General features: G+C 61.5%; 14 protein-coding genes, 1 tRNA gene and 1 riboswitch. Of the genes, 3 read left to right on the top strand and 12 right to left on the bottom strand.

The genetic code is table 11. The annotated features are described in order from the left end of the window. Positions 1-99 precede the first annotated feature (99 nt). A complete protein-coding gene (locus tag FGE21_RS01275) occupies positions 100-936 on the top strand; it encodes an alkaline phosphatase family protein (RefSeq protein WP_139661054.1) in 837 nt (278 codons plus the stop codon). 56 nt (positions 937-992) lie between these two features. Here FGE21_RS01275 and FGE21_RS01270 read toward each other — a convergent pair whose 3' ends face one another. The 4 genes from FGE21_RS01270 to FGE21_RS01255 all read right to left on the bottom strand — a co-directional run bounded on the left by FGE21_RS01270 (position 993) and on the right by FGE21_RS01255 (position 6,286). Beyond that, positions 993-1,928, bottom strand: a complete 936-nt coding sequence (locus tag FGE21_RS01270; protein WP_139660976.1) for an alpha/beta hydrolase — start codon at positions 1,926-1,928, stop codon at positions 993-995. A 136-nt stretch (positions 1,929-2,064) separates the two neighbouring features. After that, positions 2,065-3,948, bottom strand: coding sequence for an acyl-CoA synthetase (locus FGE21_RS01265; RefSeq protein WP_139660974.1), 1,884 nt, complete (start codon positions 3,946-3,948; stop codon positions 2,065-2,067). A 199-nt stretch (positions 3,949-4,147) separates the two neighbouring features. Continuing rightward, positions 4,148-6,010 carry an ABC transporter transmembrane domain-containing protein gene (locus FGE21_RS01260; RefSeq protein WP_139660973.1) on the bottom strand — a complete coding sequence of 621 codons (1,863 nt, stop codon included), beginning with the start codon at positions 6,008-6,010 and terminating at the stop codon, positions 4,148-4,150. A 202-nt stretch (positions 6,011-6,212) separates the two neighbouring features. Beyond that, positions 6,213-6,286 (bottom strand) — tRNA-Gly (locus FGE21_RS01255). 184 nt (positions 6,287-6,470) lie between these two features. On the opposite strand from FGE21_RS01255, the gene FGE21_RS01250 reads away from it, so the two are divergent. Further along, positions 6,471-7,196, top strand: coding sequence for a sirohydrochlorin chelatase (locus tag FGE21_RS01250; protein WP_139660971.1), 726 nt, complete (start codon positions 6,471-6,473; stop codon positions 7,194-7,196). A gap of 92 nt (positions 7,197-7,288) precedes the next feature. Here FGE21_RS01250 and FGE21_RS01245 read toward each other — a convergent pair whose 3' ends face one another. The 8 genes from FGE21_RS01245 to metZ all read right to left on the bottom strand — a co-directional run bounded on the left by FGE21_RS01245 (position 7,289) and on the right by metZ (position 19,511). Further along, positions 7,289-7,912 (bottom strand): glutathione S-transferase family protein, encoded by a 624-nt coding sequence (locus tag FGE21_RS01245; protein WP_139660970.1) that lies wholly within the window; start codon positions 7,910-7,912, stop codon positions 7,289-7,291. A 67-nt stretch (positions 7,913-7,979) separates the two neighbouring features. Continuing rightward, on the bottom strand, positions 7,980-9,689 hold the full coding sequence (locus FGE21_RS01240; protein WP_139660968.1) for a thiamine pyrophosphate-binding protein: 1,710 nt from the start codon (positions 9,687-9,689) through the stop codon (positions 7,980-7,982). Between the two features lie 693 nt (positions 9,690-10,382). Then, positions 10,383-12,623, bottom strand: a complete 2,241-nt coding sequence (gene ptsP, locus FGE21_RS01235) for a phosphoenolpyruvate--protein phosphotransferase (protein WP_139660966.1) — start codon at positions 12,621-12,623, stop codon at positions 10,383-10,385. A gap of 397 nt (positions 12,624-13,020) precedes the next feature. Beyond that, positions 13,021-14,259: an aspartate kinase gene (locus FGE21_RS01230; protein ID WP_139660965.1), complete on the bottom strand. Its 1,239-nt coding sequence runs from the start codon at positions 14,257-14,259 to the stop codon at positions 13,021-13,023. Positions 14,260-14,397: 138 nt separating this feature from the next. Further along, the gene (locus FGE21_RS01225) at positions 14,398-15,846 is read right to left on the bottom strand and encodes a TrkH family potassium uptake protein (protein ID WP_139660963.1); all 1,449 of its coding nucleotides are present in this window, start codon (positions 15,844-15,846) and stop codon (positions 14,398-14,400) included. 46 nt (positions 15,847-15,892) lie between these two features. Next, entirely contained in the window at positions 15,893-16,837 is a 945-nt protein-coding gene (locus FGE21_RS01220; RefSeq protein WP_139660961.1) for a hypothetical protein, read from the bottom strand. A gap of 235 nt (positions 16,838-17,072) precedes the next feature. Further along, positions 17,073-18,176 carry a GTP cyclohydrolase FolE2 gene (gene folE2 / locus FGE21_RS01215; RefSeq protein WP_139660959.1) on the bottom strand — a complete coding sequence of 368 codons (1,104 nt, stop codon included), beginning with the start codon at positions 18,174-18,176 and terminating at the stop codon, positions 17,073-17,075. A 147-nt stretch (positions 18,177-18,323) separates the two neighbouring features. Continuing rightward, positions 18,324-19,511, bottom strand: a complete 1,188-nt coding sequence (gene metZ / locus FGE21_RS01210) for an O-succinylhomoserine sulfhydrylase (RefSeq protein WP_139661052.1) — start codon at positions 19,509-19,511, stop codon at positions 18,324-18,326. 66 nt (positions 19,512-19,577) lie between these two features. Beyond that, positions 19,578-19,655: riboswitch (SAM riboswitch) on the bottom strand. 401 nt (positions 19,656-20,056) lie between these two features. On the opposite strand from metZ, the gene FGE21_RS01205 reads away from it, so the two are divergent. Continuing rightward, positions 20,057-20,992: an alpha/beta hydrolase gene (locus FGE21_RS01205; protein WP_139660957.1), complete on the top strand. Its 936-nt coding sequence runs from the start codon at positions 20,057-20,059 to the stop codon at positions 20,990-20,992. Positions 20,993-21,037 lie beyond the last annotated feature (45 nt).

Below are 21,037 nucleotides of genomic sequence, written 5' to 3'. Positions count from 1 at the left end.
GAATTTCACGTCCGGGGCGCGGGCACAGACGCGCGTCACTCCCGGGCGTCCGCAGCCCCTGTCACCGCCGAAAAAGGAGCCTTCCTCATGGAGCGAACCCTGAAGCGCAAAATGCTTTTGATCATTCTGGACGGCGTGCCCTGGCGCAATTTTCGCCGCCTGTTCGGCAATCTTGAAGGGTGGGTACAGTCGGGGGATGCGCAGATGTGGAAGCACCGGGCCGTGCTGCCATCGATCTCTGCCAGCTGCTATGCGTCGATCCACACCGGGGTGTCGCCGCAGGAGCATGGCTGCACCGGCAATGGCAATGTGTTTCGTCTGAAACAGGATGATGTCTTTTCGCAGGTGCGTAAGGCGGGGGGAAAGACGGGTGCGGTGGCCCACAGCTTCTGGTCGGAGTTCTTCAACCGGTCGCCTTTTGATTTCGTCCGCGACGTCGAATATGATGAGCCGGACAGTGCCACGATCACCCACGGCCGGTTTCATTCCATGACGGGCTACGGTCATGACAACCAGATGACGCCGTCGGACGTGGATCTGTTCGCCTCGCTCACCAATCTGTGCCAGCGCTTTGATCTCGATTACGGGATGCTGCACACCTGTACGCTCGACAGCATGGGGCACCGCTTTTTCCACGAAAGTGCCGAAATGGACAGGGCCTGCTTTATCATGGACGAGATGCTGGCGCCGTTTATTCCGCGCTGGCGGAGCATGGGCTATGAGGTGATCGTGACCGCAGATCACGGGCAGGACGAGCGGGGCCATCACGGTGGCCGCGGCCCGCTGCAACAGGAAACGGCCTTGTATTATTTCGGGGACGCCCAGGGGCCTGCGGCGGAGGATGTGATCGACCAGCTCCAGCTTGCGCCGACGATCCTTGACCGTCTTGGGGCCCCGATCGCCCCGACAATGAAGGCCCTGCCCTTTCTGCGGTGAGGCAACGGCCCGGGTCGGGTCGGCACCAGACTGCCAGATCCCTCATTGGATGCGGATCAATCGTCGTAGGGCCAGATCTCCTGTCCCAGGCCCTCAATCGCGAGGGTGATCCGTTCGAAACTGTCCCGCGCCCGCTGGGCACGATGGCGCGCGCGCAGATAGCCATGCACCAGCCCTGCCTCATTGATCCAATGCACCGGCGTGCCAGCAGCCTCCAGCACCTCTTTGTAGGCCTTGCAGTCGTCGCGGAGCGGATCGCAATCGGCCGAGAACATCACCGTCGGGGGGAGGCCGCTGAAATCGCTGTCCTGCAGGGGCGCATAGGTCGGATCTGACGTCGGCGGCGCGTCGCCCCCGGTCCGGACTCCCATATAGAAGGTGATATCCTCGCGGGTCAGCATCGGCGCCTGAGCGTGTTCCGTGTAGGATGGCAGGCTCGGGTTGCCGCCCAGTGCAGGATAGATCAATACCTGCCCCATCACCGCATCCTCCAGACGGCCCCGCGCATGATGCGCGACGCTGGCGCACAGGAGCGCCCCGGCGCTGTCGCCCGCCAGGACCACGCCACCGTCCTCATAGGTCTTTGCGATCCACTCCAGCACCGTCCATGCATCGTCAAACTGTGCCGGATGCGGATATTCCGGGGCCAGCCGGTAATCCACCGCAACCACGCGATAGCCGGTCTGCTCGCAGATTTCGCAACAGACATCATCGTGACTGTTCAGGTCCCCCACAACGAAGCCACCGCCATGGCAATACAGGACCGTGCGGGTCGGGTCGCCCGCCTCGTAGATCCGGACGGAGACATTGCCCACCGTACGCTCGGTCACGGCGACCACCTCGGGGCGCGGCGCGCGGAAGGCCGCTGCCATCTCGTTATAGGCCTGACGCTGATCCTCGACCGAGAAGGTGGCGGCCGTATCCGGATAATAGCCACCCGTCTCCCGGATGAACGACCAGGTTTCCTCGTCAATCAGCTTTTCATAGTCCATTGGGTCCGCCGCTGCTGCTGTCCGATATTGCATCAAAGCCTAGGACCGCAACACGGCAATGGAAACGGCAAAATGAAAAAAGCACGCCCTCACGGACGCGCTTTTTCCTTTGGTCTGCCCGGGACAGGTCAGAAGATCAGACTGCTGCCTCCCAAGGGCGTGTGAAGGAGCCGAGCACCTTGCCCACGTCGCTCTCCTGGCTGCCATTCATGGTCAACTGTGCCACCAGACCGCGTTTTTTGTCGTCGACCACCCGCGCGACCCGCGCATCCAGCCCGGCACTCTCCAATGCGGCGTCGTAGACACGAATGATCGCGTGGCGGCGCAGGTCGGGTTTGAACACTTTGCCGACGGCTGTTTTCGGCAGCTCATCGAGGATGGTCATATGCTTTGGAATCGCGGCCCGTTCGTGGATGTGGCGCTTGCAATAGGCCAGCAGCTCTTCCTCGGTGACGGTGGCCCCGGCGACCAGTTCGACAAAGGCACAGGGCAGCTCGCCCGAATGCGCATCCGGCTGCCCGATCGCCCCGGCAAAGGCCACCGCATCATGGCCCAGCAGCGCCTCTTCGATCTCTGCCGGGTCGATATTGTGGCCGCCCCGAATGATCAGATCCTTGGCCCGCCCGGTGATCCAGAGGTAGCCATCCCCATCGACCCGCCCCAGATCGCCCGTGCGCAGGTATTTCTCCTTGTAGTAGAGATCGATATTCTTGTCGCTCTCCGTATAGGTGTGACCGGGATAGACACCGGGCGTATGGACGCAGATCTCGCCGATCTCGTCCGGGCCGCATTCGATCAGCCCATCCGGTGTTCCCTTGATGATCCGGACGTCCGAATAGGGGAATGGAATGCCGATGGAGCCGACCTTCTTTTCGCCTTCAACGGGATTGCAGGACACCAGACAGGTTGCCTCTGTCAGCCCGTAGCCCTCGATCAGCCGGACCCCGGTGGCCTTTTCGAACCTGCGGAACAGTTCCAGCGGCAGCGGTGCGGAACCGGAGAACGCCGTCTTGACCGTCGAGATATCCGCATCCACCGGGCGCTGCATCTTGGCCGAAATCGCGGTCGGAACCGTGATGATGAAAGAGATTTTCCAGCGTTCGCAGAGCTTCCAGAAGTTGTCAAAGACGCCCTCGCCGCGATAGCCCTGCGGGGTCGGAAACACCACATGCGCCCCCGATGATACCGCAGCCATAACAATTACATGGCAGGCAAAGACGTGAAACAGCGGCAGCGGGCACATGATGTTGTCATGCTCGGTGAACAGCAGCGTGTCGCCGAGCCAGCCATTGTAGATCAACCCCTGATAGGTATGCTGTGCCACCTTCGGCATGCCGGTGGTGCCACCGGTGTGGAAGTAGCAGGCCACCCGATCCTCTGTCGCATCCGCAAAGGTCAGTTCGGTTGGCTGCTTGGCCAGTTCCTTGCGGAAACACATGTAGTCGGCATGCGCGTGGGCCTTGTTCACTTTCGGCCGGATCAACGGCACGATCCAGGATTTCGGCGGCGTCAGATACCGGTTCAGGTCGACCTCCAATACCGTTTTCACGGTCGGAGAATGCGCCACGGCCTCGGCCACCTTTTGCGCCACGTCCGTCTTTGGAAACGCCTTCAGGGTCACGACGACCTTTGCCTTTGTTTCCCGCAGGATGGAGGCAATCTGCTCGGGTTCCAACAGCGGGTTGATCGGATTGACGATCCCCGCCACCGCCCCGCCGAGCATGGTGATCAGCGTTTCATTCGCATTTGGCAGCACATAGGCCACCACATCGGTTTCGCCAATGCCAAGCGAGCGAAACAGGTTTGCCGCCTGCGTGGTCTTGTCTCTGACCTGACGCCAGGTCAGGGTTTCCGCCTTGTCCTTGGGACCGGAAAAGATCTGATAGCTGATCGCCCGGTTGTCGGGAAACTTTGCCGCCGTCCGGGACAGCATCTGATATAGCGTCGTGGGGACATCGCGATCCGCCCAGGACGATTCCTGTTCAATCGCCGCGACATCCGCGATCGTTGCAAAAGCCATTGATATCCTCCCTCGCTCGGCCTCACGGACCTTGCATTCTCCTGCCCGCCAAAATGATTGGATTTCACCATAGGTGCAAGCGACGTCGCCGCTTCACGTAGAGGAAGCCGGACTGTGACGCTACGCCATTTCCCGCAGAATTCCACGCGAAACTTGCGCGCCTGAGCACGGCTCAGGCGGTTTCAGCCGTCCCGCCGCCTCAGGCCACTGCGGCACCGTCGGTGAATTGCAGCCGCGCCAGCCGCGCATAGAGCCCGTCTTCGGCGACGAGACTGTCGTGGCTGCCGATTGCGACAATGCGGCCCTGATCCATCACCACAATACGATCCGCCTGTTTGACGGTGGCGAGGCGATGCGCCACGACGATGGTGGTCCGGTCGCGGCTCAGGTCCTCGAACGCGGCCTGAACGAGGCGTTCGCTCTCCGCATCCAGCGCCGAGGTGGCCTCGTCCAGCAGCAGCACCGGCGCATCGCGCAGGATCGCACGCGCGATGGCAATCCGCTGCTTCTGCCCCCCCGACAGCATCACCCCGCGTTCGCCCACATAGGCGTCATAGCCATCGGGCAGGTTCAGGATGAATTCATGCGCGGCGGCGGACCGGGCGGCGGCCTCGACCTCTGCATCTGTGGCATCAGGGCGGCCAAAGCGGATATTCTCGCGCGCGGTGGTGGCAAAGATGACAGGATCCTGCGGCACCAACGCGATGTGCTTGCGGAACTCATTGCGTGTCAGGGTGTTGAGAGGCACCCCATCAAGACGCACCTCACCGGATTGCGGGTCATAAAACCGTTGGATCATCTGAATGATGGTGGTCTTGCCTGCGCCTGAGGGGCCGACAAAGGCCACGGTCTCGCCCGGCCGGATGGTCAGATCAACCGCCGCCAGCGCCGAGGTTTCCGGTCGCGACGGATAGGTAAAGGACACCTTGTCAAAGGTGATTTCGCCACGCACCGGCTCGGGGAGGCGACGGGCGGCGTCAGGGCTGTTCGCCCCGTTCAGGCTGTTCAGGCTGTTCGAACTCTGGGGCGTTGCAATCGGGTCGAGGACCGTGTCTTCGGCCTGCAGCAGCTCGACCAGTCGCTCGGTGGCCCCCGCCGCCCGCTGCAGCTCGCTCCAGATTTCCGACAGCGCGGCGACCGAGCCGGCAACCATCACCGCATAGATCACGAATTGCACCAGCGCGCCTTCGGACATGCCACCAAAGCGCACATCATTGGCGCCAATCCACAACACGCCCACCACGCCGGAAAACACCAGGAAGATAACAATGACCGTCAGCCAGGCCCGGGTCTGGATCCGGCGAAGCGACACATCATAGGCGGTTTCGGTCATCTCGGCGAAACTCGCGCGGCTCAGTGCCTCATGGGTGAACGCCTGCACTGTCTGGACAGCGCCCAATGCCTCGCCCGCATTGCCCGAAGACGCGGCAATCCAGTCCTGATTCTCGCGGGAAATAACCCGCAGACGACGCCCCAGCACGAGAATCGGCACGATCACCGCGGGTACGATCAGCAAAACCAGCAAAGTCAGTTTGGCCGAGGTCAGCAGCATCAGAACAAGTCCGCCCGCAAATATCAGCAGGTTGCGCAACGCGACCGAGGCCGACGAGCCCAGCACGGATTGGATCAGCGTGGTGTCGGTGGTGATCCGGCTCAGCACCTCGCCGGTCATGATACGTTCGAAAAAGGCCGGGCTCATGCCGATGATGCGGTCGAACACCGCCTTGCGGATGTCTGCCACCACACGCTCGCCCAGCTTTGTCACCAACGCATAGCGCACACCGGTGCCCAGGGCGAGCAGAGCCGCCATCACCATGGCAGCGCCAAAATACTGGTTCAGCAGCTCGGCATCTGTGATGCGGAAATTATCCACCACCCGACGTACCGCAAGCGGCAGCGACAGGGACACGCCCGCCGTCAGGGTCAGCGCCATCAGCGCGGCGACGATCATTGCCCGATAGGGGCGCATGAATGGCCAGAGCGCCCTCAGCACGCCGATCCTGCGCGAGGCTTCGCGCTCTTCGTTGCTGCTGCCTGAGGTCTGCGCCGTGCGTCGTGCCATGAGAGCTCCTTTACCGGCCGGAAGAATTTGAAACTGTCTCCGGCACTGTCCCGGCAATTTCATGGCCTTGCCACAGGGTCAGGTCAAGGCTGCTTTGGTATGGTGCGGTGAGAACACGCACCCGGTCGCACGCGCCGAGGAGCACCGCAACAGCCTGAATTGGCAGATCTTTCGGGGACCGCTTCGGACGCAGGGGGGAGTTTGGAGCGGGTAGCGGGAATCGAACCCGCGCCTTAAGCTTGGAAGGCTCTTATGATACCATTTCACCATACCCGCGCCGTATCGTGTGATTTATGGGAAGGACATTTTGCCGTCAACCACATAAGAGAGTTTTTTTGCGTCTTCCCCGGAGACGGCCTGTCTGAATTCCGCTTTGTAATCCCGGCGGCCCCTTTTCAGGGACCCGCTGCCGCCCTAGGTTCACCCTATTCGATGCAACCCCCTAGCCAAGCGGTCCTGAATGCCCCTCGCCCCTCGCATTGCCCTGCTGACCTCCCATGGCCAGCCCTCTGCGCCTCCGCCGCCAGAGATACACCTCGCCGCGATCGCGGCCGCCGTGCAGGACCACCTGCCGGAGTGGCAGGTCCGATCGGCCACCCTTGCCTCGCGCGGGTTCCTCGAGAATGCGATGGCCGACGGAGCCGTGATCTATCCCTTCTTCATGGCCCGCGGCTGGTTCACCGGCAAGGTCCTGCCCCGGCGTCTTGAAGGTCAGCACTATCACATGGCGACCCCTTTCGGCCTTGATGCTGCATTGCCCGAAATGGCCGCCAAAGCCCTGGCGCAGGAGATTGCAACCCGTGGCTGGCAGCTGACGGAGACCGATATTCTGCTTGCTGCACATGGGTCTGCGCGCGGTCCCAAAGCCGCAGAAGCGGCCGAGAGTTTTGCCGCCAGCCTGCGTGCCATCCTGCCCGGCCTGCGCATCTCCACCGGATTTGTCGAACAGGCCCCCTTCATCAGCGAGGCCGCGCGTCCCCTTGGGGAACGCTCGCTCTGCCTGCCGTTTTTTGCCCAATCGGGGGCCCATGTGCGCGAAGATATCCCCGAAGCCCTGGCCGAGGCCGGGTTTCAGGGACAGTGCCTCCCGGTTCTCGGCGCCCTGCCCGGTGCGCCTGCTCTCATTGCCGGGGCTATTCGCCGGGCCGGGGAGGGTCTGGAACCTGCTGGAAGCGACAGGACATGAGGCCGGATAAGACGTGGCCCGATAAAACAGGAGCCTGACAAGACGGACGCCTGACAAGACGGGCCTGACAACAGGCTGTGGTGATCCCGGCCTCAGCCCTGCGGGATCTCATTCACCTTGGCGGGCACATGGTAGCCACGCTGCACCGCCGGGCGCGCGGCAATACGGCGATACCAGGCCCGCAGGTTCGGGTAGTCTGCTAGGTCGATCTGCTGCCACTCATAGCGTGAGGCCCAGGGCCAGCATGCCATGTCGGCAATCGAATACTCCCCGACGATATAGTCGCGCCCCTGCAGCCGCCGGTCCAGCACCCCATACAGCCTGCGGGCTTCTTCACTATACCGCGCCTCGGCGTAGGGGGATTTTCCGGCGTTGTATTTCAGGAAATGATGGGCCTGCCCCAGAATGGGGCCAAAGCCGGCCATCTGCCACATCAGCCATTCGAGGATTTCCAGACGATCCTCCTGCGGCATGAATTTTCCATATTTCTCCGCCAGATAGATCAGGATGGAGCCGGATTCCATCATCACAACCCCGGTGTCGCGATCGCGGATCGCCGGGATCTTGTTGTTGGGGCTGATCTCAAGGAACTTCGGATCGAACTGGGCCCCTGCGGTAATATCCACCGCATGCGCCTCGTAGGGCACCCCCAGCTCCTCCAGCAGGATAGACACCTTGCGCCCGTTCGGCGTGGTCCAGGTATAGAGGTCGATCATCAGGTCTCTCCGCAGCTTTTGGGCGCAGTTCAGGATGACGTGGCAAAGGCTGCCACGTCAATAAAGTTCAGGACGCCAAATTGGCCTCTCCCTCGGCGCGCACCTGCGAGAGGGACTGGTTCGGCGTCAAGGCTTCGGGGTCAACGATGATTTCGATCAGATAGCCGCCCTTGGCATCCCGCGCACGATCCAATGCCCCTGCAAAGGCCTCGGTGCTGACCACCCGCTCTCCGGCGATGCCAAACGCCGCCGCATAGGCCACGAAATCGGGGTTCACCAGCTTTGTCGCCATCACCTTGCCGGGATGGTGGCGTTCCTGATGCATGCGGATGGTGCCATACATACCGTTGTTGACCACCACATAGATCACATCCGCACCATGCTGCGCCGCCGTGGCCAGCTCCTGCGACGTCATCATGAAACAGCCATCCCCTGCCATCGCGACCACCGTGCGATCGGGGTGATGCAGCTTTGCGGCGACGGCCGCCGGCACGCCGTATCCCATGGAGCCGCTGGTCGGGGCCAGCTGCGTGCGATAGGCGCGGTGCTGATGGAACCGGTGCAACCACACGGTATAGTTCCCCGCCCCGTTGGTGTAGATCGTGTCCTGCGGCAGGGTCTCGCTCATATGGCGCACCACTTTGGCCATATTGACGGGGCCCGGGACCTCGGTCGGGGTCTGAAACGCAATATAGTCCTCGCGTTGTGTCCGCACCCAGTCTGCCCAACGGGAGCGGTCAGCCACCTCTATCCCCTCGGCCGCGTCAAAGAACACTTCCGGATCGGATTGGATGGACAGATCCGGCTGATAGACCTGGCCCAGCTCATCCGCGTCTGGGTGCACGTGCACAAATGTCATCTGCGGATGCGGGATATCGATCAGCGCATAGCCCTGTGTGGTCATCTCGCCCAGACGCGGACCAACCGCGATCAGCAGATCAACCTCTTCCCGCAAGCGTTTGCGAAGATTGGGAACTGGCGCGATTCCGACCGGCCCCACATAGCAGGCGTGGCCATTGTCCACATAGTCCTGGCTGCGGAACGACGTCGTGACCGGCAGACCAAGACGCGCCGCAAAGGCAAGCGCCTTTTGCGCGCAGCTTTCGCTCCAGCCCGGTCCCCCCACCATCATCATCGGTCGATCCGCCGCCGCGATCAGCTCCTGCAGCCGGGTCATGGACTGCGGCACCGGCGCCGCCTTGGCGCGCGCTGTCGGGCGCAGGTCGCCACAGCGCACCACATCGGTCAGCATATCCTCCGGCAGCGCCAGAACCACGGGCCCGGGCCGTCCGGATTGCGCCATCTTCCACGCACGGGCGATATATTCAGGAATGCGCGCCGCATCGTCGATCTGCGCCACCCATTTTGCCATCTGCCCGAACATGCGCCGATAATCAATTTCCTGAAAGGCCTCGCGGTCCACCATACCGCGTCCCACCTGTCCAATCAGCAGGATCATCGGTGTCGAATCCTGAAACGCCGTATGAACCCCGTTTGAGGCGTTGGTTGCCCCAGGTCCCCGCGTCACCGCACAAATGCCGGGCCGCCCTGTCAGCTTTCCATAGGCATCCGCCATATTGGCGGCGCCGGATTCGTGGCGACAGGTGATCACGTTGATGGCGTCCTGATGCGCATGAAGCCCGTCGAGCAACTCCAGATAGCTCTCCCCCGGCACGCAATAGATCGTGTCTGCGCCGAGCAGGCGAAGCTGATCCGCGAGGATCCTTCCCCCGCTGCGGGCGCCTGTGACGATAGGGTTCGTAATGTCGCTGGACATGAATTCGGTTTCCTCTCCTGAGCCGCGGCGATCATATCCAAAGCTCGGGCGAGGCCTAGACCTCCCCCACCTCAGTACCGCAGATTAACGGCTTGTTAGTCGATTTGACGCATCCTGCAATCAGGTTCCGTCATACTGACCACGATACTGCCGGTGACACGGCCCCTGATCGCATGTGGATAACTCGGCAGGGAGATGTGGATAAATCCGGTAATGCCCTCTCTGATCGCATATTGGGCCATTCCCTCAATGTGGATAAGTCAGAGTGTTTCAGTCGACTGCAGGCCGGGAGCCATCTGGGCGCGGACCGCGCCAGATCAAAACCGCTTTTGCCGCGATTGCAACGCGATCTCTGTGTTTCGCGCCACGTCGTCGCCATGTCGCAGTGCGCAGCCTGCCGCGAATATCTCGATGAAGCGGCTCTTGGCGAGCTCCGGGCTGGTGAGAACCCCACAACATGAAAAATCCGGGAAATGTACGCATATCTAAATTTTTTATCCCATTAATTGATATTTGTTCTCATTTTTATTGCTTATCTTACACTCCAACATCACTGATATCTCAGCCATTTGTGAAGGAAATGTCCCACTAGGCAAAGCCACGCCCGCGAAAAAGGCGATGCCAAAGTGACATCGCCGTTCCCCTCAACGCCGGAAAGGTTCAAAAGCACCGGTAAGGTTCAGAACGCTTGAATTAGATCTCGCGCAGGTACTCCATAACGGCAGCCCTCACGCTTTGATCGCCGCGGTGACGCGCGTCGGCAATGATCTTGCGGACCTCGCCCAAATCCACTCTCATTAACAATGACTTAACAGGCCCAATTGAAGCAGGGCGCATCGAAAGGGTTCGAATGCCCATGGCCGCAAGACACACAGCCTCGATCGGTCGGCCTGCATCTTCACCACAGAAACTCAGCGGCGTGCCGGACATATCGCAACGTTCAACAATGCGCTCGATGAAGCTCAGAAAGCTCACATTCAACGTGTCATACCGCTGGCGCACCCGCTCGTTTTCCCGATCAGCAGCAAAAAAGAACTGCTTCAGATCATTGCCGCCGATGGAGAGAAAATCCACCTCCTCAAAGAACTTCAGCGGCGCGAAGCCAAGCGATGGCGTCTCCAGCATCGCGCCGATTTCAAGACTGGAGGGCAGCGCATGGCCCAGGCGTTTTTCCCGCTCGATGGTTTTGTTCACCTCCTCACGCGCCTGTCGGTATTCCTCGAACTGGGCCACGAAGGGGAACATGACGCTGAGCGGTCCGCCATTTGCCGCCCGGATCAAGGCCTGCAACTGCATGCGCATCACGCCCGGCTTGTCGAGCCCAACCCGGATCGCCCGCCAGCCGAGCGCCGGGTTCGGCTCATCCGTTGGCTTCATATAGGGCAGCACCTTGTCTGATCCGATGTCCAGCGTCCGGAACACCACCCGTTTCCCCCGCGACGCTTCCAGCACCCGCTGATAGAGCACCACCAGTTCAGATCGCTTTGGCATCTTGTTGTGGATCAGGAATTGCAGCTCTGTCCGAAACAGCCCCACCCCCTCGGCGCCGGAATTCTGCAGCGACGGGAGATCCGCCATCAGACCGGCGTTCATCATGAGATTTACCCTTTGCCCATCCATAGTTATGGCGGGTTTCTCACGGATCGAAGTATAGCGCTCCTGGGCGTGGGCCTGCATGGCAATCTTGTCGCGGAACGCGTTGACGACGGGATCATCCGGCCGCAAATGCACCACGCCCTGATCCCCGTCCACCAACACATGATCACCATTCAGCCCTTCGGTGGTGATCCGGCTGGCGCGGACCACCAAGGGGATCGCCAGCGCCCGCGCCACGATTGCCGCATGCGAGCCGACAGAGCCCTCCTCCAGAATGATCCCCTTCAGCTTGCGGCCATACTCCAGCAACTCGGCGGGGCCGATGTTGCGCGCCACCAGAATCGGGTCATCCGGAAGCTCTGCCCCGGTGTCACGCCCCTGCCCTGTCAGAATGCGCAGCAAGCGATTGGACAGATCGTCCAGATCGCTCAACCGTTCACGCAGATAGGCATCCTGCACCTGAGCCATACGCCCACGGGCCAGGGACTGCTCTTTTTCCACTGCCGCCTCGGCGCTGAGGCCGCGGGCAATGTCTTCTTCCATACGCCGCATCCAGCCTTTGGAATTTGCGAACATACGATAGGTTTCAAGGACTTGCGCCTGCTCCTTGTCGCCGCCAGACGACACCTCAAGCATTTTATCAACGCCCACACGCAATTCTTCCACGGCTTCCTGCAGCCGTTCCAACTCGCGATGTGGATCATCGGCGATCGGGTTTGTCACGACCACGCGGGGCTCATGCAGCCAGATATGGCCCTCCGCGGCCCCTTCCTGCGCCATTGTCCCCTTCAGCAGCACGGATTGCTGGTGAAGCGGCGACATCGCCGAGCCTTCGCCGACAAAAGCGCCCAGCTCGGTCATCTCGGCAATGACCATCGCCACCACTTCCAGGGCGTAAACCGCATCGGAGGAATAATCCCGGGTTTCCTTGGACTGCACCACCAAAACGCCAAGCACTTCGCCAAGGCGCTGAATGGGAATGCCGAGGAAGGACGTATAACGCTCTTCTCCGGTCTCCGGCATATAGCGGAACCCGCGCGCACTCGGAGCATCAGCGGCGTTGATCAGCTTGCCAGTCCGGGCCACACGCCCCACCAGCCCCTCGCCGATACGCATGCGCGTCTGGTGGACGGATTCGCGGTTCAGCCCTTCGGTGGCACATAGCTCCAGCGTTTCTTCGTCGCGAAACAGATAGATAGAGCAGACCTCGGTCCCCATGCTGTCCGCGATGAGTTGGGTGATCTTATCGAGCCGCGCCTGTCCGGCGACATCCCCTGCCATCGCCTCACGCAGACGACCCAGCAGCTTTCTGCTCTCGGATTCCGTGTTCTCAACCATGTCGGCCCTTTCCCGGGTTGCGCGTCCGACCGGACCAGCCGTCAGAGACTGACATCTGGCCGGGGCCCTGCATGTAGGGATAAGCCTGACGCTGTTTCGCATCAACCCCCATATGCCGAAACCCGAAGTCAAGGCAATGTGTAGACTGCTGCGGGCTCTTGCAAGGGCTTTTACGGCAATTGCGCATTCGGTTTTTGCCGGTGCAATGTGCTGTCGCGCGCAGGAAACGGGCTGGCGCAGGTCCGTCTGGGCGGGTCGGTCTGGATATTGGTAGCGCCCGACGGACCGATCCCCGCCCCACGCACCGATCCCCGATGGAGCGAATTGGGGCTAGGCACGGACAACAGGCCCGGACCGACCAGACCGGAATACGTCCCGACCGGTCCGGGCCGAGGTATCAGCTCGCTTTGTCCAATTCAAAAGCGTCATGCAACGCCTGAACCGCGAGTTCCATGTATTTGCGATCAATCAGCACCGAAATCTTGATCTCGGAGGTTGTGATGACCTTGATATTGACGCCTTCATCCGACAGCACGCGGAACATCTTGGCAGCAACGCCGGACTGTGACCGCATGCCAATTCCAACGACGGACACTTTGGCGACACCGGTGTCGGCAACCAGCTCTCCGAAATTCAGATCGCCCTTGTCCTTGCACCCGTTCAGCGCCACCTCAGCGCGTTTCACCTGATCGGTCGGGCAAGAGAATGTCATATCCGTGCGCCCGTCTTCCGAGATGTTCTGCACGATCATGTCCACATTGACGCCTGCATCTGACAGGCAGGTAAAGATGGTTGCCGCGATACCCGGACGGTCCGCAACGGACAGGCAGGTCAGTTTGGCCTCATCCCGGGAGTAGGCGACGCCGTTGACAACATTGGATTCCATGATTTCCTCCTCGTCGCAGACCAGAGTTCCGGCCTCGTCGGATTGTTCTTCAAAGCTCGACAGGACGCGCAGCTTGACTTTGTAGCGCATCGCCAGCTCGACAGAGCGGGTCTGCAGTACCTTGGCGCCGAGCGATGCCAGCTCCAGCATTTCCTCATAGGCGATCTTGTCCAGCTTGCGCGCCTTGTCACAGATACGGGGATCCGTGGTGTAGACCCCGTCTACATCCGTGTAGATATCGCAACGCTCCGCCCCGAAGGCCGCAGCAAAGGCAACCGCGGTGGTATCGGAGCCGCCGCGGCCAAGCGTGGTGACCCGCCCTTCCGGGCTGATCCCCTGAAAGCCCGCAACAACCGCCACGCGCATGCCCTCGCCGAATTTGGCATTGATCGCTTCGGTCCCGATTTCCTCGATCCGCGCCTGACTATGCGCCGAGTTGGTCCTGAGCGGCACTTGCCAGCCCTGCCAGCTGCGCGCGGGCACATCCATCTCCTGCAGCGTCAGTGCCATCAACCCGGCGGTCACGATCTCTCCGGAGGAAACCACAGCGTCATATTCGCGGGCATCATACAGCGGCGAGGTTTCATTCACCCAGCCCACCAACTCATTGGTCTTGCCGGACATTGCCGATACGATGACGATGACGTCATAGCCCTTGGCCACTTCGACACCAACACGCTTGGCAGCGCGGCGAATGCGGTCGAGGTTGGCGACAGATGTGCCGCCGAATTTCATCACAAGTAGGGGCATAAGGGGTGTGGTCTCCCTCCGCTTGCGGGGTTTCAGGTTCGCGCGTTCTTAGGCGAGCCCCACCGCAAGAGCAAGACGGAGCGGCGGCTTTATTTCCGCTACAGTGAATTTTGCGCAAGGAATGCGAGGCGGAGCGCGTCAACTGCGCCAGAAACGAACCGTCAGGATCGCATAGACCGCCATCAGCTCCAGCCGGCCAATCAGCATGGCGATGGAAAGGATCCATTTTGCCGTGTCGTTGAGCGGTGCAAAATTCCCTGCTGGTCCAATGGTCCCCCCCAGTCCCGGCCCGATATTTGCCACCGCCGTTGCCGCCCCGGAAATCGCGGTGATGAAATCCAGCCCCGTCAAGGCCAGCGCCCAGGCGACGATGCCAAGGGTGATGACAAAGAACATGAAGAAAGAGATCACGGAACTGAGCACATCCGGGGTCACCGCGCGCCCTTCGTACCGGGGAATGAACACCCCATGCGGCGAGCGGATGCGCTGCACCTGCACCCGGATCGAGGCAAACAGCAACTGGTAGCGAAAGATCTTCACCGAACAGGCCGTGGAGCCCGCACAGCCTCCGATCAGCCCGATAAAGAAGAAGATCATGATCAGGAACGGTCCCCATTGCATGTAATCGACACTGGCATAGCCGGTGCCCGACATGATCGAGACAATGTTGAACAGCGCTTCTCGCACGGCCTGTTCCGGATGGTGCGGAAAGATACTGACCAGAACGGCGGCGGTGATCAGCACCAGCACGGCGATCGTGGCGAGGAACGTACGCACCTGGCTGTCGCGAAACAAGGGCAGGGTCTTGCCGTTGACCATCTGCACGTAACGGACAAATGGCAGCGCGGCGGCCACCATGAAGAACGAGGCCGCATATTCCGCCGGGCCGGAAAACGTTCCAAAGGACGCATCGTAATTTGAGAAACCACCGGTCGATGTGGTGGTCATCGCATGCACAAGCGCATCGAAGGGCCCCATTCCCAATACCGTGTAGACCAACGCACAGACCAGGGTCAGGACCAGATATATGACCGAGATCTGCTTGGCGATCTCCTGCGCCCGGGGAAGAATTTTCCCCATGGTATCAAATGCTTCTGATTTGAAGATCTGCATCCCGCCGACCCGGAGCTCAGGCAGGAAGACCATGGCCACCACAATGATCCCGATGCCGCCCAGCCATTGCAGAATGGCGCGCCACAACAATAGCCCCCTCGGCAGATCATCCAGGCCGGTGATCACAGTGGAGCCGGTGGTGGTCAGCCCCGACATCGCCTCAAAGAACGCATCGGTAAAGCTCAACTCGGTGGCGCCCAGCATCAGGGGAATGGCGCCAAAGAACGGCAGGGCCACCCAGACCAGTGTCGTCAGCAAGAAGGTCTGCCGGATCGACAGGCCCCGCCCGACTCCGTTGGCACAACTCAGCGCCAGCAGCCCCCCGGCCAGAAGGCACAGGATGGCGCCTTCCAGAAAAACCGGCCACTCCCCCTTGCCGTCGTAGAGGTCAAGAAGAAGCGGAAAGACCATCGTGCCGCCCAGAATGGTGACAAGCAGGCCAATGACATATCCAACGGGGCGCAAATCCAACATGATTGCAGCGTTGGCAAGCCGCGATCAGAGTGTCAAGCCAAAGCCGTCAATCCTCCGTTTTCGATCCTTTCGAGGCCCCGGCAGGTGCGGGCATCGCCGGGGGGCTTGAGGGAGTCCTTGGCCGGCGACGTGGCGCGGATTTGCGCGCGGCGGGCGCGTTGCCCGAACCCTCCTCTGGGGCCGCATCGCTGCCGCTTGCCTCTGACCCGGCGCTCTGGGCTCTCGCCTGCGACGCCGAAGCAGCGGAACCGGTTGGGCCCGATTTGGACTGGCTGGTTTTGGGCGGGTTGGTTTTGGACTGGTTGGTTTTGGACTGGCCGGATTGGGGCTGGCCGACGTTGCCGGTCTGCGCTTTTGCAGGGGGGGCCTTTGACCCCTGAGGGTCGACGACCGCGCGATCAGCAGCGTTCTCAGCACCAACAGGCGAGACAGACGCCCGCTTTGCAGCCTTTGCGGCGGTTGCCGCGGATTGGGCAGCCGGTTTGGCAGCCGGTTTGGCAGCCTTGGTCTCGGTCAGATTCGGCTTCGACACTTCAGCCTTGGGGGGCGCGGCTGCTTCAGACGCCTGTTTGGCGACTGCTGTCTTTGCGGGGGCCGGAGCTCGGGTCGGCGTTCGGGCAGACGTCCGGGCCTGTGCCTTGCGCGGCGCCGTCGGCTTGCTCCGGGTCTTGGAAGCGCTCTTGGTCGCGGCCTTCGCAGGTGGCGCGGCGGCGGGCTGCGTAGAGGCCTCGGCCGCCCCGGAGACGGCCACCGAAGCACGGGGCGCAACCGACGGCGCCGGCACCTGTGCGCTTGTCGCTGCACTGTGCAGGCCGTCCACCCATTCCTGCTGCATCTTCACCATCATCTGCGCCATATGCAGCTGTCTCTTGGGCGCCTGCGCCGCAAGCGCGGCCACCGAGCGCATCATCTTCAATTGCCGCCCCATGGCAAAACCGGCCCAGGCCTGCGGGGTGGTAGGGTAGTCCTTGAAACTTTCAAACCGGATCATGGGATCTCCTCTGGTTCGATCTGTCACTGCGACAAGGGCAGACCGCGAACGCGTCGCGCCACCCTTACCTGCAAGAATAGCACGGTTTCACCTCGCACCGGCAGAAAAAATGCCGCAATGCGGCAAAGTGCGCATCCCGCCTGCGGGTTTCCGCCTCTCTCCCATTCAGCTTTTCAAAAATACCTCGGGGAGCGCGAGGGGCTGGCCCCTCGCATCTGCCGCCGCAAAAAGCGCATCAGCCGCGATGTATCAGCGAGGCGAACAAGTGCGGGTCAAGGCTCCGGCTGGCAAACATCGTCCCCTGCGTCAGAACCGAAACCGCATCGTGGCTGTGCAGGCTCTCCTGATGACTGGCGACCACCCGGAAATCACCGATCCGCGGATCCCCTTGCATCGCCTCGCAAAACAGCCGCGCTGCGTCTTCGACGAAAATGGGATTGGCAGCGTTCAGCTCCGCAAAAGCCTGCTCGTCTTCACGTTTCACCATGACCTGGGTTTCCGTAGGCACAGCGTCCCGGCAATGGTCAATCATATCCTCGAACCACAGGCACGGCGCCTCAGGCTCCACCTGCACCGAGATCCGCGCCACTGAGCGCTGCGAATGCGGCGTCGCCAACTGTCCCCGCTGCTGACGGGCGTGTTCGGACAGCTCCAGCGAACAGGGGCAGGTCGACGAATAGACATAGTCCAGATGAACAATCTTATGCCGCTGACCTGCGCTCTGCACCAGCTCCAGTGCCACGTCGTAATATTGATAGCCCATCAACCCGGACCGCAGGCTCTCAACCCTGATCGGAAAGGAAAACCGCATTTGCAACCGGGCATCGCCGCTGTCCAGATCCGACAGGTAGTCTTCCAGCGCGGCTTCCATAACCTCGAAAGAAAACACCTTCTCCGCATGTCGGTAAAAGGACCGGATGATGCGGGACATGTTGATGCCTTTTTTCTCCGCATCGAGGCTGACAGTGCCGGTCACACTCGTCTCAAGGGCGAGATCACCGCCATCGCGGGTGTGAAACCGGATCGGCAGCCGGAAGTTCGATATACCCACATGCTGGATCTGCTCCTTTGCCCCCCGGATCAGACTGGAGGGGCCGTTCTGCAAATCCGGCAGACCAGCCCGGTAATCGGCGCTGACTTCAAACCCGTCGGGGTATTGGCGGGTCAGATCCGGATAATTCTGCACGTCCCGCCCCGGCAGCAACCGGGCAATAGCGGGGTCGAGCTGAGCCACTTCCGTCTCGCTGGCATGCCCGGCCCACCGTCGCAGGACGGCCAGCGCCTCCTCGGCCTCCGACCGGTCAGGTGTGTCGCTCACATTGCCAGAGTGGATGTTCATGGTCTCGTACTCCTGTACTTGCAGCGGAACGGCTGCACATTTCATCTAGGACACTACGACAACAAAAACAAAACAGATCAGCATAAATCGCCAGGAAAGGTCACCTAGCTGACTTTTTTTGTCAACTTCAGATCCACCCTCAATCCCTCAGCTCAGCGGCAAGAGCGCCTGCTTGAGATCCGCGATCAGATCCTCCGCATCCTCCAGCCCGACCGAAAGCCGCACCAACCCATCCGAGATACCAAGATCCGCTCTCTGGCTGTCGGACAAACGCTGGTGGGTTGTCGTCGCCGGATGGGTGGCAATGGATTTCGCATCGCCAAGATTGTTGGAAATCACCGGAATTGTCAGCGCATCCAGAAATGCAAAAGCCGCATCCTTGCCGCCCTTCAGATCCAGAGAGAGCACCGTGCCCCCTTTGCCATTCAACTGGCGTTCGACGAGTTCGCGTTGGGCATGGCTGGCGAGACCCGGATAGATTGTGCGGGCCAGTGCAGGATGGCCCTCCAGCGCCTCGGCAAGTTTCAGCGCGCTGTCAGCCTGCGCATTCACCCGCAGATCGATTGTTTCCAGCCCCTTGACGAACATCCAGGCATGAAACGGGCTCAGGCTGCCGCCGGTGTGCTTCATGTAGGGCTCCAGAGTACCGCGAATGTACTCCTTGGAGCCCAGAACCACGCCGCCCAGCGCCCGACCCTGGCCGTCGATATGCTTGGTCGCGGAATAGACCACCACATCGGCGCCCTGCGCGATTGCATTGGAAAAGACCGGCGTGGAAAACACGTTGTCGACAACAACGGTCGCACCCACCGCATGCGCAATCGCGGCAACCGCCTCGATGTCGATCACTTCCAGCGTCGGGTTTGACATGCTCTCAAAGAACACGGCCTTGGTGTCGGGACGCATCGCCGCTTGCCATTGTGCAAGATCGGTTCCGTCGACAAAGGTCACCTCGACCCCGTAGCGGGTCAGAACGTTTTCCAGAATATACAGGCAGGACCCAAAGAGCGCCTTGGCCGAAACCACGTGATCGCCAGCCTGCAGCAAGGAAGTCAGCGCACCGTTCACCGCCGCCATACCGGAGGCGGTCGCAAAGGCATCCTCTGCCCCCTCAAGCGCCGCGATGCGGTCCTCGAACATGGCAACGGTGGGGTTGCCGTAGCGTGCGTAGATGAATTCGTCCGGGCCGGTCTCGATAAACCGGGCCTCCGCCTGGGCCGCATTTTCATACACAAAGCCCTGCGTCATGAAGATCGCTTCGCTGACCTCGTTATACTGGCTGCGGCGGGTGCCACCATGCACCAGTTTCGTCCGTTTGTTCCAGGTCTCTGTCATCGTCTCGCCTCCGGCGCAGGTCTTGTCCTGCATATAAAAAACTCCCGTCCGGCCAAGCGAAAGGGAGCCCTTTTCGTCCTGACCTCTTTAGCGGCTTGTTTAAAGTGGCCCGCAATCCGGTAACAAATCGCCACAAGGGCAGTACGCCCCCCTATTTTCACCAAGTCAAGCGCCTCTGGCCCCTTCCCCTTGCCTGCAATATTGCCCCTGCGGCACCCGCTTTCGTCTTGCAGGTCGCCTCTCCGGGTTGCTTGCCGAGCGCGGGCCGCAAGTCCCAAGCGGACCTGTGGAGCAAGCTGGCGAGCGTCATCCCACAGGCTTCGGTGATGGCGCGCAGCGTCCTGACGAACGCAGGCTGTATAAGGCGCAAATCAGTCCAAAGCGCAAGAGTGAAACACCCCCCGAACACGCCCCCTGGGGACTGCTGCGCCGCACTTGCGCCCTGTTGCGGCCCCGCCGCGTCACCGCAGCGTTACGTCCGCGTCACGCCCCTGTCACCTGAACCGGCTAGCGCATTGAAAAACACGTGGTTCGGGGATCCGGAGATGGCCATCATACGTATCAATGCTGTCGGCGATTCGCCGGTCTTGCATGCTCGGCACAGCGACTTTGAAACCGGTATCCGGGCTATGCCGCCGCAGGCGGGGCCGACGGTTGTCATGGTCCACGGCTATAAATATCAGCCGGGAAACCCGGATCACTGCCCACATCGCCATATCCTGTCGCTGGATCCCCAGCACCTGCCATGGCGGGCCCCGTCCTGGCCGCGTCAGCTGGGATTTGGCCTGGGGCGACGGGACGAAGGCCGCGCCGTGGCCTTTGGCTGGGACGCCCGCGCCAGCCTCGGGCAGGCCCAGAGCCGGGCTGTGCAGGCCGGACGGGCGCTGGCGCGTGTGGTGCGCCGGATCCGTCAGGTGGATCCGGAGCGTGACATTCACATCCTCTGCCATTCGCTGGGCAGTGAAGTGGCGCTCGAGGCTCTGCACCACCTGCCCGCAGGCGCGGTGCAGCGTTTGATCTCACTCACCGGCGCCTCCTATCAAAGTCGCGCCTATCAGGCGCTGTTGACCCCGGCCGGACGCGCTGCAGAGTTTTTCAACGTGACCAGCCGTGAAAACGATGCCTTTGATTTCATGTTCGAGACCCTGACCCGCTCGCCCGGGGTCGGTGACCGCGCCATTGGCCAGGGACTTGTGGCACCGAACGCCGTGACCCTGCAGCTCGACTGTCTCGACACCCTCGACCGCCTGAGCCAGATGGGACATTCCATCGGCCTGCCGGAACGCCGGATTTGCCACTGGTCAGCCTACACGCGCCCCGGCGCCCTGCGGTATTATCAACGTCTGATCCGCCAGCCGGAGCGCACCCCCCTGCATCTGATGCAGCAGCTCCTGCCCGCCGTTCCCGCCCGGCGATGGTCGCGGTTGCTGTCGCTGCGCCCCCTCCCCGGCCCGATGCCGATCTGGCAGCGCATCCAGTGACCGGCACCGCCCCCCTTGCGCAGTGTCGCGGGTGGGAGGGCCCTG

It is taken from the genome of Phaeobacter sp. B1627, from assembly GCF_006265095.1.
Lineage (GTDB): Bacteria > Pseudomonadota > Alphaproteobacteria > Rhodobacterales > Rhodobacteraceae > Epibacterium.
This window is presented reverse-complemented; position numbering and strand designations above follow the sequence as displayed.